Consider the following 15,724-nt stretch of genomic DNA (forward strand, 5'->3'; position numbering starts at 1 on the left):
GGAAGGAAAAGTCATGAGATTTCGTCGCTTTATGCTATTGGGAACGGCCAGTTTCAGCTCTGTTGCGGCAGGCCAGAGCATTGTGGCGGCTCCGGCGACGGACCAGCCGCCGGTTGTTGTAGCGGGCAGCGCCACCCTCAGCACAAATGCGGCAGGGACGGTGCGAACCGTGACCCAGACCACTGACCGGGCTTTTCTTGACTGGAGCACGCTGAATGTTCCGCAGGATCACACGCTCCGGTTCGAGCAACCAGATGCGAATTCGATCACGCTGAACCGTGTGACGGGCAATAGCTTTTCGGTGATCGACGGGCTTATCGAGGCCAATGGTCAGGTGTGGATCCTGAACCCGAACGGCGTCTTTATATCGCCCACCGGGCAAATCACCACTTCGGGCTTTCTCGCATCGACCGGAAACATCGCACACACCGATTTCATGAATGCAACCGGGCAGTTCGCGCTCGGCGGCAATGGGTCATCTGCCTTCATTTCGAACCAAGGAACAATCACCACCAGCCTGGGCTATACCGTCCTCAATGCCGTGTCGGTCCAGAACAGCGGTCAAATTTCGGCAAGCCGTGGTACGGTCTTGTTGGCATCGGTCGACAATCTCAGCCTGTCCTTTGATCAAGGGCAGCTGATTTCCTATGATCTGAGCAACAACTCCATTGTTCCGGCCAGTTTCCGCGAAATCACTAATCTGGGAACAATCTCGGCTGAGGGCGGCCTTGTGGCGCTGAGCATGGCTTCCGCGCTGGGTGCGATCAGCGGCGTCATCAATGTCGAGGGCCTGATTGAAGCAAACAGTGCGCAGTCTGCAAACGGCAAAGTCACTCTTGATGCCGGCCCCAATGCCGCGCTGAGAATCAAGGGGACCGTTACAGTCGAAGGGACCGAGACCGGCGATGTCGGGGGTGTCATTGAAGCCCGTGGCAGTTTGGTGACTGTCGAAACCGATGCGATCCTCAATGCGGATGGCAAGGCTGGCGGCGGTGAGATCACTCTGGCCGCTAACCCGGCAGCACAGACTGCCGTTGATTTTAGCTCTTTGGAGTTCCTCCCAGGATCGTCGGTGACCACACCGCCTTCTGCGACCTCAATCGCCCAATCCTTGCTGCAGCAGCGCGAGGTCCTGGTGAACGGGGCACTGGCCAGCGTGGCGGTTCAGCAAGGCAGCGTCCTTTCCGCAAGTGCTACCGAACTTGGCCGTGGCGGCTTCATTCTTGTCGATGCCAACGACAGCCTGGGACTTTCGGCAAAGGTCTCCGGGCTGCTCAGGGCAAACGGGGCCGGTCCCACAGGCGATGGCGGCGAGATTGCACTAGGTGGTTTCCATCTGGACATCAGCGGGGCCACTCTGGAGGCGGTGGCCGGAAGTCCCACCGCAAGTCCAGGAAATGTCGAACTGACCGCAGCTTCGATTGATCTGGTGGATCAACTTACCCCGGCGGGCTCCGATGTGCTGGCTTGGCAGCCATCCGCCACCAACCTGCCGTTCTACGACCCGGCCGAATTGCAAAGCCTTGATATACTGGATTTGCAAGTTGCCCAGGCCGTGCCAATCGGTTTCGACTTCCTCTACTTCGGCGAAACATTCGACTCGGTCGAGGTTTCCTACGCCGGACTTCTGACATTCGGCACACTCAACGGAAACTCGCTGTGCTGCAACGGGCTGCCTTTGGCAGAGATCGCAGTTCCCCCATCGATCTTTGGCCTATGGACGGATCTCGGCATTGAATTCGACCCTGGCAGCAGTGTGCCGAATGTCCCAAGTGGGAAGCCGCGGTTTGGTACGTTTGACCTTGGGAATGGGTTAAAAGAATTTGTCCTTCAATGGGATAACGTGCCTGAATTTTTCAACAGGGGAACAGGTAACAACTTCGAAATCAGAATTCGAAGCGATGGCTCCATCCTTCTCAATTATGGCGATCTCGATGTCACCAGTCACAGCGTAACAGCAGGCCTGACGGGACGAACAATTAATGATATTTCGCAATTATTTTTTAGGGATTTAAACCCCAACAATACTCTGGCCGATATTTCGCAAACTTCAGCAATTTTTCGTCAAGCAAATCCTGTATCCCAAATTTCAAAACAGAGCATCGAAGACATCCTGATTGGTGGCAGCAATGTCTCGATAAATGCCAAGGACTTCACGGACGACAACAGCCGCAACCTTTCCATAGGCAACGTGACCATTTCGGGCTCGTCGACTTTCGGCTTGCCATCGGGTGGGGCTGCGCAACAGTTTCTTGTTACCGCTGACAAGGATATCCGCATCGTCGGGGATCAGATATTCGCAGGACCGCTCGCTGTACGAATGGCCGCCGACGTGAACGGCGATGCTATCGGGGGTGCGATCAGGGCTGGCGGCTTGCTTGAAGCCGGGCTAGCCAAGATCGTGGGTGATCTTGTCATATCCGGATTGACCGAAATCCGGGCGCCCGGCGACATCATTATCTTAGGCGACATCAGGACCGCGCCCGAAAGTGCCGATTCCCTCCTTATTCTGGATACGCAAGGGGCGTTGAAAGTCAGTGGTCCGATCGGCGATACTTCGACAGTATTCGCCGAACTCCGATCGGGCAGTCTCGATGTTCAGTCCATCCGAGCGGATCAGGTCAACATCGATCTGTTCGCCGAGGGCAGCATAGCCGGCCCCATCACAACCGGTGCGCTATTGAAGTTCGGGCCGGGAACACTAACGCTTGCGGGTGACAACGGGGATTTGAACGAAATAGCGGTCAGAGGCGGCAGGATCCTGGCCCAGGGCGCGGACAATATAGGAACCGGGACGATCCTGTTGGACAACGGCGAGCTTAATTTTACTGGTCAGTCGCCCGTGGAGCTCTTGAACTCCATAATTGTCACCCAATCCGGATCCATATCCTTTGCGGGCTCCGGCACGATCGCTGGACAGGTCGACAGATCCGGCAGCGTCAATGCCGAATTCGACGTCAAGGCAGGCGGAGACCTGACCTTTGCAGGGGAAATCGGCACAAACAGTGCTCTCGGCGGCATCTTTGGCACTGCCGAAGGCCGGATCATTCTCGATGCCGGCGCACGGTTGGTCGCATCTGATATCATTGAGATGTTCGGTTTCGCCGGATTCACCAATCTTTCCCCCCGGGCTGATGTGCTGTCCTCTGCCGAATGGTTCATATGGAGCGGAAACCCCGATCCGTTTGGAGGAAGCAATCCCGACAATACCGGTGCGCTTCAGCACGATTGGCGCTTCTATGGAATTAGCGAAGCCGAGGTGCGAGGCGATGCGAGCCCCCCTGAACGACCGGTCGGTGCCTTTGGCCTGGGCTACCGCATTGCCCCGGTGCTCACGCCGCGACTGGGAGCCAGCCTAAGCAAGATTTATGACGGCACGCGGGAGTTTTCGACCGAATCGATCAGTCTGGATTTCGACGGCTTGCTCGAAGGCGACAGCCTGAATGCGTCAAGCATTACCTCGGCACTCGCCGATGTCGCGGGCGTATCGGCATCACAAGCCACAATTTCCGGTATAGAAGCGAGTTTCACCGATGCTTCGGGCAAGCCGGTATTTGGCTATCAGTTCAACTCTACCATCACGACACCGGCTTCGATCCTGCCGCGCCCGCTCCTCGCCTCGCTGATCGGCGCGGTCAGCCGCAACTATGATGGCACCACCGACGCTCTCTTGACCTCCGGCAACTTTGCTCTTGATGGTCTGGTCTCGGGCGAGACCATCACGGTCACGCAAACCGCAGGCGCCTTTGCCACTCCCAATGTCGGCAACGACCTCTCGATCAGCGCCATCCTTGCGAGCGCCGATTTCACAGCCGGGGAAGGCACGAATCTTGGCAACTACCTGCTGCCCACAAGCGCATCCGGCGCCATCGGTACGATCCTGCCGCGCCCGCTCCTCGCCTCGCTGATCGGCGCGGTCAGCCGCAACTATGATGGCACCACCGACGCTCTCTTGACCTCCGGCAACTTTGCTCTTGATGGTCTGGTCTCGGGCGAGACCATCACGGTCACGCAAACCGCAGGCGCCTTTGCCACTCCCAATGTCGGCAACGACCTCTCGATCAGCGCCATCCTTGCGAGCGCCGATTTCACAGCCGGGGAAGGCACGAATCTTGGCAACTACCTGCTGCCCACAAGCGCATCCGGCGCCATCGGTACGATCCTGCCGCGCCCGCTCCTCGCCTCGCTGATCGGCGCGGTCAGCCGCAACTATGATGGCACCACCGACGCTCTCTTGACCTCCGGCAACTTTGCTCTTGATGGTCTGGTCTCGGGCGAGACCATCACGGTCACGCAAACCGCAGGCGCCTTTGCCACTCCCAATGTCGGCAACGACCTCTCGATCAGCGCCATCCTTGCGAGCGCCGATTTCACAGCCGGGGAAGGCACGAATCTTGGCAACTACCTGCTGCCCACAAGCGCATCCGGCGCCATCGGTACGATCCTGCCGCGCCCGCTCCTCGCCTCGCTGATCGGCGCGGTCAGCCGCAACTATGATGGCACCACCGACGCTCTCTTGACCTCCGGCAACTTTGCTCTTGATGGTCTGGTCTCGGGCGAGACCATCACGGTCACGCAAACCGCAGGCGCCTTTGCCACTCCCAATGTCGGCAACGACCTCTCGATCAGCGCCATCCTTGCGAGCGCCGATTTCACAGCCGGGGAAGGCACGAATCTTGGCAACTACCTGCTGCCCACAAGCGCATCCGGCGCCATCGGTACGATCCTGCCGCGCCCGCTCCTCGCCTCGCTGATCGGCGCGGTCAGCCGCAACTATGATGGCACCACCGACGCTCTCTTGACCTCCGGCAACTTTGCTCTTGATGGTCTGGTCTCGGGCGAGACCATCACGGTCACGCAAACCGCAGGCGCCTTTGCCACTCCCAATGTCGGCAACGACCTCTCGATCAGCGCCATCCTTGCGAGCGCCGATTTCACAGCCGGGGAAGGCACGAATCTTGGCAACTACCTGCTGCCCACAAGCGCATCCGGCGCCATCGGTACGATCCTGCCGCGCCCGCTCCTCGCCTCGCTGATCGGCGCGGTCAGCCGCAACTATGATGGCACCACCGACGCTCTCTTGACCTCCGGCAACTTTGCTCTTGATGGTCTGGTCTCGGGCGAGACCATCACGGTCACGCAAACCGCAGGCGCCTTTGCCACTCCCAATGTCGGCAACGACCTCTCGATCAGCGCCATCCTTGCGAGCGCCGATTTCACAGCCGGGGAAGGCACGAATCTTGGCAACTACCTGCTGCCCACAAGCGCATCCGGCGCCATCGGTACGATCCTGCCGCGCCCGCTCCTCGCCTCGCTGATCGGCGCGGTCAGCCGCAACTATGATGGCACCACCGACGCTCTCTTGACCTCCGGCAACTTTGCTCTTGATGGTCTGGTCTCGGGCGAGACCATCACGGTCACGCAAACCGCAGGCGCCTTTGCCACTCCCAATGTCGGCAACGACCTCTCGATCAGCGCCATCCTTGCGAGCGCCGATTTCACAGCCGGGGAAGGCACGAATCTTGGCAACTACCTGCTGCCCACAAGCGCATCCGGCGCCATCGGTACGATCCTGCCGCGCCCGCTCCTCGCCTCGCTGATCGGCGCGGTCAGCCGCAACTATGATGGCACCACCGACGCTCTCTTGACCTCCGGCAACTTTGCTCTTGATGGTCTGGTCTCGGGCGAGACCATCACGGTCACGCAAACCGCAGGCGCCTTTGCCACTCCCAATGTCGGCAACGACCTCTCGATCAGCGCCATCCTTGCGAGCGCCGATTTCACAGCCGGGGAAGGCACGAATCTTGGCAACTACCTGCTGCCCACAAGCGCATCCGGCGCCATCGGTACGATCCTGCCGCGCCCGCTCCTCGCCTCGCTGATCGGCGCGGTCAGCCGCAACTATGATGGCACCACCGACGCTCTCTTGACCTCCGGCAACTTTGCTCTTGATGGTCTGGTCTCGGGCGAGACCATCACGGTCACGCAAACCGCAGGCGCCTTTGCCACTCCCAATGTCGGCAACGACCTCTCGATCAGCGCCATCCTTGCGAGCGCCGATTTCACAGCCGGGGAAGGCACGAATCTTGGCAACTACCTGCTGCCCACAAGCGCATCCGGCGCCATCGGTACGATCCTGCCGCGCCCGCTCCTCGCCTCGCTGATCGGCGCGGTCAGCCGCAACTATGATGGCACCACCGACGCTCTCTTGACCTCCGGCAACTTTGCTCTTGATGGTCTGGTCTCGGGCGAGACCATCACGGTCACGCAAACCGCAGGCGCCTTTGCCACTCCCAATGTCGGCAACGACCTCTCGATCAGCGCCATCCTTGCGAGCGCCGATTTCACAGCCGGGGAAGGCACGAATCTTGGCAACTACCTGCTGCCCACAAGCGCATCCGGCGCCATCGGTACGATCCTGCCGCGCCCGCTCCTCGCCTCGCTGATCGGCGCGGTCAGCCGCAACTATGATGGCACCACCGACGCTCTCTTGACCTCCGGCAACTTTGCTCTTGATGGTCTGGTCTCGGGCGAGACCATCACGGTCACGCAAACCGCAGGCGCCTTTGCCACTCCCAATGTCGGCAACGACCTCTCGATCAGCGCCATCCTTGCGAGCGCCGATTTCACAGCCGGGGAAGGCACGAATCTTGGCAACTACCTGCTGCCCACAAGCGCATCCGGCGCCATCGGTACGATCCTGCCGCGCCCGCTCCTCGCCTCGCTGATCGGCGCGGTCAGCCGCAACTATGATGGCACCACCGACGCTCTCTTGACCTCCGGCAACTTTGCTCTTGATGGTCTGGTCTCGGGCGAGACCATCACGGTCACGCAAACCGCAGGCGCCTTTGCCACTCCCAATGTCGGCAACGACCTCTCGATCAGCGCCATCCTTGCGAGCGCCGATTTCACAGCCGGGGAAGGCACGAATCTTGGCAACTACCTGCTGCCCACAAGCGCATCCGGCGCCATCGGTACGATCCTGCCGCGCCCGCTCCTCGCCTCGCTGATCGGCGCGGTCAGCCGCAACTATGATGGCACCACCGACGCTCTCTTGACCTCCGGCAACTTTGCTCTTGATGGTCTGGTCTCGGGCGAGACCATCACGGTCACGCAAACCGCAGGCGCCTTTGCCACTCCCAATGTCGGCAACGACCTCTCGATCAGCGCCATCCTTGCGAGCGCCGATTTCACAGCCGGGGAAGGCACGAATCTTGGCAACTACCTGCTGCCCACAAGCGCATCCGGCGCCATCGGTACGATCCTGCCGCGCCCGCTCCTCGCCTCGCTGATCGGCGCGGTCAGCCGCAACTATGATGGCACCACCGACGCTCTCTTGACCTCCGGCAACTTTGCTCTTGATGGTCTGGTCTCGGGCGAGACCATCACGGTCACGCAAACCGCAGGCGCCTTTGCCACTCCCAATGTCGGCAACGACCTCTCGATCAGCGCCATCCTTGCGAGCGCCGATTTCACAGCCGGGGAAGGCACGAATCTTGGCAACTACCTGCTGCCCACAAGCGCATCCGGCGCCATCGGTACGATCCTGCCGCGCCCGCTCCTCGCCTCGCTGATCGGCGCGGTCAGCCGCAACTATGATGGCACCACCGACGCTCTCTTGACCTCCGGCAACTTTGCTCTTGATGGTCTGGTCTCGGGCGAGACCATCACGGTCACGCAAACCGCAGGCGCCTTTGCCACTCCCAATGTCGGCAACGACCTCTCGATCAGCGCCATCCTTGCGAGCGCCGATTTCACAGCCGGGGAAGGCACGAATCTTGGCAACTACCTGCTGCCCACAAGCGCATCCGGCGCCATCGGTACGATCCTGCCGCGCCCGCTCCTCGCCTCGCTGATCGGCGCGGTCAGCCGCAACTATGATGGCACCACCGACGCTCTCTTGACCTCCGGCAACTTTGCTCTTGATGGTCTGGTCTCGGGCGAGACCATCACGGTCACGCAAACCGCAGGCGCCTTTGCCACTCCCAATGTCGGCAACGACCTCTCGATCAGCGCCATCCTTGCGAGCGCCGATTTCACAGCCGGGGAAGGCACGAATCTTGGCAACTACCTGCTGCCCACAAGCGCATCCGGCGCCATCGGTACGATCCTGCCGCGCCCGCTCCTCGCCTCGCTGATCGGCGCGGTCAGCCGCAACTATGATGGCACCACCGACGCTCTCTTGACCTCCGGCAACTTTGCTCTTGATGGTCTGGTCTCGGGCGAGACCATCACGGTCACGCAAACCGCAGGCGCCTTTGCCACTCCCAATGTCGGCAACGACCTCTCGATCAGCGCCATCCTTGCGAGCGCCGATTTCACAGCCGGGGAAGGCACGAATCTTGGCAACTACCTGCTGCCCACAAGCGCATCCGGCGCCATCGGTACGATCCTGCCGCGCCCGCTCCTCGCCTCGCTGATCGGCGCGGTCAGCCGCAACTATGATGGCACCACCGACGCTCTCTTGACCTCCGGCAACTTTGCTCTTGATGGTCTGGTCTCGGGCGAGACCATCACGGTCACGCAAACCGCAGGCGCCTTTGCCACTCCCAATGTCGGCAACGACCTCTCGATCAGCGCCATCCTTGCGAGCGCCGATTTCACAGCCGGGGAAGGCACGAATCTTGGCAACTACCTGCTGCCCACAAGCGCATCCGGCGCCATCGGTACGATCCTGCCGCGCCCGCTCCTCGCCTCGCTGATCGGCGCGGTCAGCCGCAACTATGATGGCACCACCGACGCTCTCTTGACCTCCGGCAACTTTGCTCTTGATGGTCTGGTCTCGGGCGAGACCATCACGGTCACGCAAACCGCAGGCGCCTTTGCCACTCCCAATGTCGGCAACGACCTCTCGATCAGCGCCATCCTTGCGAGCGCCGATTTCACAGCCGGGGAAGGCACGAATCTTGGCAACTACCTGCTGCCCACAAGCGCATCCGGCGCCATCGGTACGATCCTGCCGCGCCCGCTCCTCGCCTCGCTGATCGGCGCGGTCAGCCGCAACTATGATGGCACCACCGACGCTCTCTTGACCTCCGGCAACTTTGCTCTTGATGGTCTGGTCTCGGGCGAGACCATCACGGTCACGCAAACCGCAGGCGCCTTTGCCACTCCCAATGTCGGCAACGACCTCTCGATCAGCGCCATCCTTGCGAGCGCCGATTTCACAGCCGGGGAAGGCACGAATCTTGGCAACTACCTGCTGCCCACAAGCGCATCCGGCGCCATCGGTACGATCCTGCCGCGCCCGCTCCTCGCCTCGCTGATCGGCGCGGTCAGCCGCAACTATGATGGCACCACCGACGCTCTCTTGACCTCCGGCAACTTTGCTCTTGATGGTCTGGTCTCGGGCGAGACCATCACGGTCACGCAAACCGCAGGCGCCTTTGCCACTCCCAATGTCGGCAACGACCTCTCGATCAGCGCCATCCTTGCGAGCGCCGATTTCACAGCCGGGGAAGGCACGAATCTTGGCAACTACCTGCTGCCCACAAGCGCATCCGGCGCCATCGGTACGATCCTGCCGCGCCCGCTCCTCGCCTCGCTGATCGGCGCGGTCAGCCGCAACTATGATGGCACCACCGACGCTCTCTTGACCTCCGGCAACTTTGCTCTTGATGGTCTGGTCTCGGGCGAGACCATCACGGTCACGCAAACCGCAGGCGCCTTTGCCACTCCCAATGTCGGCAACGACCTCTCGATCAGCGCCATCCTTGCGAGCGCCGATTTCACAGCCGGGGAAGGCACGAATCTTGGCAACTACCTGCTGCCCACAAGCGCATCCGGCGCCATCGGTACGATCCTGCCGCGCCCGCTCCTCGCCTCGCTGATCGGCGCGGTCAGCCGCAACTATGATGGCACCACCGACGCTCTCTTGACCTCCGGCAACTTTGCTCTTGATGGTCTGGTCTCGGGCGAGACCATCACGGTCACGCAAACCGCAGGCGCCTTTGCCACTCCCAATGTCGGCAACGACCTCTCGATCAGCGCCATCCTTGCGAGCGCCGATTTCACAGCCGGGGAAGGCACGAATCTTGGCAACTACCTGCTGCCCACAAGCGCATCCGGCGCCATCGGTACGATCCTGCCGCGCCCGCTCCTCGCCTCGCTGATCGGCGCGGTCAGCCGCAACTATGATGGCACCACCGACGCTCTCTTGACCTCCGGCAACTTTGCTCTTGATGGTCTGGTCTCGGGCGAGACCATCACGGTCACGCAAACCGCAGGCGCCTTTGCCACTCCCAATGTCGGCAACGACCTCTCGATCAGCGCCATCCTTGCGAGCGCCGATTTCACAGCCGGGGAAGGCACGAATCTTGGCAACTACCTGCTGCCCACAAGCGCATCCGGCGCCATCGGTACGATCCTGCCGCGCCCGCTCCTCGCCTCGCTGATCGGCGCGGTCAGCCGCAACTATGATGGCACCACCGACGCTCTCTTGACCTCCGGCAACTTTGCTCTTGATGGTCTGGTCTCGGGCGAGACCATCACGGTCACGCAAACCGCAGGCGCCTTTGCCACTCCCAATGTCGGCAACGACCTCTCGATCAGCGCCATCCTTGCGAGCGCCGATTTCACAGCCGGGGAAGGCACGAATCTTGGCAACTACCTGCTGCCCACAAGCGCATCCGGCGCCATCGGTACGATCCTGCCGCGCCCGCTCCTCGCCTCGCTGATCGGCGCGGTCAGCCGCAACTATGATGGCACCACCGACGCTCTCTTGACCTCCGGCAACTTTGCTCTTGATGGTCTGGTCTCGGGCGAGACCATCACGGTCACGCAAACCGCAGGCGCCTTTGCCACTCCCAATGTCGGCAACGACCTCTCGATCAGCGCCATCCTTGCGAGCGCCGATTTCACAGCCGGGGAAGGCACGAATCTTGGCAACTACCTGCTGCCCACAAGCGCATCCGGCGCCATCGGTACGATCCTGCCGCGCCCGCTCCTCGCCTCGCTGATCGGCGCGGTCAGCCGCAACTATGATGGCACCACCGACGCTCTCTTGACCTCCGGCAACTTTGCTCTTGATGGTCTGGTCTCGGGCGAGACCATCACGGTCACGCAAACCGCAGGCGCCTTTGCCACTCCCAATGTCGGCAACGACCTCTCGATCAGCGCCATCCTTGCGAGCGCCGATTTCACAGCCGGGGAAGGCACGAATCTTGGCAACTACCTGCTGCCCACAAGCGCATCCGGCGCCATCGGTACGATCCTGCCGCGCCCGCTCCTCGCCTCGCTGATCGGCGCGGTCAGCCGCAACTATGATGGCACCACCGACGCTCTCTTGACCTCCGGCAACTTTGCTCTTGATGGTCTGGTCTCGGGCGAGACCATCACGGTCACGCAAACCGCAGGCGCCTTTGCCACTCCCAATGTCGGCAACGACCTCTCGATCAGCGCCATCCTTGCGAGCGCCGATTTCACAGCCGGGGAAGGCACGAATCTTGGCAACTACCTGCTGCCCACAAGCGCATCCGGCGCCATCGGTACGATCCTGCCGCTAACCTTGGTATATCGCGCCGATCCTGCGGTTCGTTTTCAGGGTGCTGCGAACCCGACGTTCACGGGGTCAGTGACAGGATTCTTGGAAGGCGAGACGCTGGCAAGCGCGACGACGGGGGCTCTGACCTTCACTTCGCCAGCCACGACCGAATCTGACGTAGGCCTCTATCCCATCCTCGGGAGCGGATTGTTCGCGATCAACTACGTGTTCGTGCAAGCGCCGGAAAATGCCCAAGCGCTTACTATCCAGCCGAACATAATGAATCAGATTTCCAACGTCGCCCAGACACAAGGCTCTGGTACGGGCGCATCCGGGTCAGGGCCTGGGGCTGGTTCTGGTTCTGGTTCTGGTTCTGGCCCGGATTCGGGTTCCGGAAGCGGGTCAAATTCGGACGCTGGGTCTGGGGAGGATCAGGGTTCAGGTTCGGAGTCTGGAGTAGATAGCGATGATACGCCGGCGTCTTCTAACGATGACAGCTCGTCATCGTCGGATGGCTCGGAAGCGTCTGAAGGAGACTCTGGTGCAGATTCATCGGGCGGATCAAGCTCTGCCGACACCACCAGCGCTGGGTCTGGTGCTACCGATAGTAGTGACAACGACACAGCGGCAAGCAGCGACGATAGCCCAACGGCTGATCAGCCGGTGTCGCAGCAATCATCGCCGACTGTGGTTGCGGTCGAAGTCGAGCCGGCGGAGCCCTTGCCGCCTTCGCCTGTGGGTGAAGACCGGACCCCGACGCCGAGCGACCCCGAAGACAGCTCAGATCCAGTTCTTGCCGCCATCTCCGGCGATGAAAATACCGAGGTGCAAACAACCAACGTGCAACGCGATATTGTCCAGCTTACGCCCGCAATCTCGGTATCGCCGCAACCACAGGCCAGGCCTTCGCCCAGGTCAACTGACAATGCGCTTTCAATCAACAGCTTGCTAAACCGTTAGGTGTTGATCGTTGATTTCCGCAGAGGTCGTCCGTCGTCAGAACATTTGGCACAACTCGCGGCGTAGGTTTGCGTAGTGTGGGCCTCGTCTGGGATTGATGTTTAGGCGGCGAGCTTGCGGTGTTGCAAGCGCCGATATTCGATGGTCTGTTGCTTGATCCTTTCACGTCGTTTGATGATGGCAGGTGCCCTGCCGAAGTAGGCATCGGCGGGCGTCACATTGTCGAGGCTCTCGTGGTAGCGCTGGTGGTTGTAGTGCTCGACGAAGGCCTCGATCTGCTGTTCGAGATCGCCGGGCAGGAAGTAATTCTCCAGCAACACGCGGTTCTTGAGCGTCTGGTGCCAGCGTTCGATCTTGCCCTGGGTCTGCGGATGGAAGGGTGCACCGCGCACATGGTCCATGTGCTTGCCGTCGAGATAGTCGGCAAGTTCACCGGCGATGTAGCTGGGACCGTTATCGCTGAGCAGGCGCGGCCTGTGCAGTACATTGGCGTGCTCGCAGCCTGAGGCGGCCAACGCCATGTCCAGCGTGTCGGTGACGTCTTCAGCCTTCATCGTCGTGCACAGCTTCCAGGCGATGATGTAGCGCGAGTAATCGTCGAGCACGGTCGACAGATACATCCAGCCCCAGCCAATGATCTTGAAGTAGGTGAAGTCCGTCTGCCACATCTCGTTGGGCCGAGTGGTCTTGGTGTGGAACGCCTCTGCCGCCTTGATCACCGTGTAGGCCGGGCTGGTGATCAGATCATGGGCCTTCAAGAGGCGGTAAACCGTGGCTTCCGACACGAAGTAGCGCTTCTCGTCGGTGAAGCGCACAGCCAGTTCACGCGGAGACAGCTCGGTCTGTTCCAGCGCCATCTCGACGATCTGATCCTGCACCTCGGGCGCGATCCTGTTCCACACCCGGCTTGGCGCAGATGGCCGGTCTGCCAGTGCCTCCGGTCCGCCTTCAAGGAAGCGGTCATACCAGCGGTAAAAAGAGCGCCTTGCCACGCCGAGCTGGTCCAGCGTGCGCTTGGCGGGCAGGTGCGATTGTTCAACCAGCTTAATGATCTCCAGCTTCTCGGATGCAGGATACCTCATTCGTCGTCTCCCCCATCCGCGATCATGCTTTTTTTGAGCAAGCGGTTCTCCAGGGTGAGATCGGCTACGCATTCCTTCAGATCGCGGGCCTCGCGGCGAAGATCCTTCACCTCGTCAGTGGTCGCAGAACGGGCCGTATCGCCAGCAAGCCTGCGCTTGCCGGCCTCCATGAACTCCTTGGACCAAGTGTAATACAGGCTCTGGGCGATGCCTTCCTTCCGGCACAGCTCGGCAATGGAGTCATCACCGCGCAGGCCTCCCAGCACGATCCGGATTTTGTCCTCTGCAGAGAAGTGCCAGCGGGTCTTGCGGCGGATGTCCTTCACCACCTGTTCGGCCGGCAATTTGGACTTTGAGGATTTGGGCTTCATCTTCGTTCCTTCGTCACTACGACGAAGCCCAAATCCTCCTTAACTTACAACCTCAAATCTGTGCCATAAACGATGACGGGGGACAAACGGCAACTGGATCGTCGAAGGATACGGCATCGCACCCGATTACGAGGTCGAAAATCCGCCGCACGCCACTTTCAACGGCGGCGATGCGCAGCTAGAGGCGGCTATCGCGCTGTTGCGTGACCGGATAGCGAATGAGCCGGTGCCTGCTCTGGTGCCCCGTCCGCTCAGCCCGCTTGGCACTCCGGCACGCGATGTCATGCGGCTGGATGGATAGACGGGATAGAATTGATGATGGATGCTCTTGAACAACGCCTCGCCGCCGCTCCGGTGGTGCCGCTGGTCGGGGAAAACGACCCGGACTGCGCGGTGAAGACCACTCAGGCGCTGGCCAACGGCGGCCTAAGCGTGATCGAGGTGGTTATGCGTAGCCCCGGCGCGCAGGCGGGGATGGAAGCGATCCTTGACCAGACCGAGGGGCTGATCGTCGGCGCGGGCACCGTGCTCACGCTCGATCAGGCGAAATCGGTGGTGGCGAGCGGGGCGCAGTTCATCGTCTCGCCTGGCCTCGTCGATGAAATCGCGCGCTATTGCATCGACGAAGGCATCCCGTTCTTCCCCGGCACGATGACAGCCGGCGAGGTGCAGCGCGCCTATGCGCTGGGCCTGCGCAAGGTGAAATTCTTCCCGGCGAGCCTTGCCGGTGGAGTACCGATGCTAAAGGCGTTCAGCTCGGTGTTTGGCGAAATGCGGTTCATGCCCACGGGCGGCGTATCGGCGGCCAACCTTCCCGAATTCCTGTCTGTCCCCAGCGTCATTGCGTGCGGTGGCAGCTGGCTGACCCCGGCTAACGCGATTGACGCGGGCGATTATGCGCAGGTTACGGCGCTGGCCCGCGAAGCGGTGGACATCGCCCGGCAGGCGCGCGGATAAATTCGTTACCGGATCCGTCGCCTGTCCCCCGTCATCGTTTATGGCACAGATTTGAGGTTGTGATTTAAGGGGGATTTGGGCTTCGTCGTAGTGACGAAGGAACGAAGCTGAAGCCCAAATCCTCAAGGTCCAAAAAGCCTGCCGAACAGGTGGTGAAGGACATCCGCCGCAAGACCCGCTGGCACTTCTCTGCAGAGGACAAAATCCGGATCGTGCTGGGAGGCCTGCACGGTGATGACTCCATTGCGGAGCTGTGCCGCAAGGAAGGCATTGCCCAGAGCCTGTACTACACCTGGTCCAAGGGGTGCTGTGTGCTGTCAGTCCGACGCTAACTCGTCTTGGTCTGAGCCCGAAGTTTCTACCATCTACGAGTAGAGCCTTGGGCCGTTTTGATGCCCTTCGCCGGGCGTGATGGCAACAACCGTATTGGGGGCATGCCCCCAATACGGTTTGCCGCTTGATCCTGCCCCGATCTCGGCCGGGGTTCTGTTCCCGAGGCTCGAGTGGGGCCGGAAGTGGTTGTAGTCGTGCCGCCAGGCTTCCAGTTCCTGGCGGGCATGAGCGAGGCTGGTGAAGATCGTCTCGTTCAAGAACTCATCGCGCAGGCGCGCATTGAAGCTTTCGATGAACCCGTTCTGGTAGGGCTTGCCCGGCGCGATGTAGTGCCACTCAACGTTGCGCTCCTTGCTCCAGCGCAGGATCGCCATGCTGGTCAGTTCGGTGCCGTTATCGCTGACGATGGTGTGGGGCCTTGCCATGCGCTCGAACACCGCTGCATCGAGTTCACGCCCGACCCGTGCGCCCGAGATCGACGTGTCGGCGATCAGGCGCACGCACTCCCGGGTGTAGCCCTTCATTCTACTAATCCGCTG

At 61.1% G+C, this 15,724-nt stretch carries 3 protein-coding genes and 2 pseudogenes; 3 read left to right on the plus strand and 2 right to left on the minus strand.

Features of this window, described 5'->3' with window-relative positions; genetic code table 11:
• Positions 1-13: 13 nt before the first annotated feature.
• On the plus strand, positions 14-12,442 hold the full coding sequence (locus L1K66_RS13430; RefSeq protein ID WP_252258312.1) for a YDG domain-containing protein: 12,429 nt from the start codon (positions 14-16) through the stop codon (positions 12,440-12,442).
• Positions 12,443-12,543: 101 nt separating this feature from the next.
• Here L1K66_RS13430 and L1K66_RS13435 read toward each other — a convergent pair.
• Positions 12,544-13,895 (minus strand): IS3 family transposase gene (locus L1K66_RS13435; RefSeq protein ID WP_252258313.1). Its coding sequence is split into 2 segments (ribosomal slippage): positions 12,544-13,557 and positions 13,560-13,895, totalling 1,350 coding nucleotides; the frame shifts between segments, so codons are not numbered across the junction.
• Positions 13,896-14,210: 315 nt separating this feature from the next.
• Here L1K66_RS13435 and L1K66_RS13440 point away from each other — a divergent pair.
• Both L1K66_RS13440 and L1K66_RS13445 read left to right on the plus strand, forming a co-directional pair.
• Entirely contained in the window at positions 14,211-14,852 is a 642-nt protein-coding gene (locus L1K66_RS13440; RefSeq protein ID WP_252258314.1) for a bifunctional 4-hydroxy-2-oxoglutarate aldolase/2-dehydro-3-deoxy-phosphogluconate aldolase, read from the plus strand.
• Positions 14,853-14,959: 107 nt separating this feature from the next.
• Positions 14,960-15,154: pseudogene (locus L1K66_RS13445) on the plus strand (transposase); the annotation flags it as partial.
• A 171-nt stretch (positions 15,155-15,325) separates the two neighbouring features.
• On the opposite strand, the pseudogene L1K66_RS13450 reads toward L1K66_RS13445, so the two are convergent.
• A pseudogene (locus L1K66_RS13450) lies at positions 15,326-15,697 on the minus strand (integrase core domain-containing protein); the annotation flags it as partial.
• Positions 15,698-15,724: the final 27 nt, after the last annotated feature.

It is taken from the genome of Erythrobacter aurantius, assembly GCF_023823125.1.
GTDB lineage: Bacteria > Pseudomonadota > Alphaproteobacteria > Sphingomonadales > Sphingomonadaceae > Erythrobacter > Erythrobacter aurantius.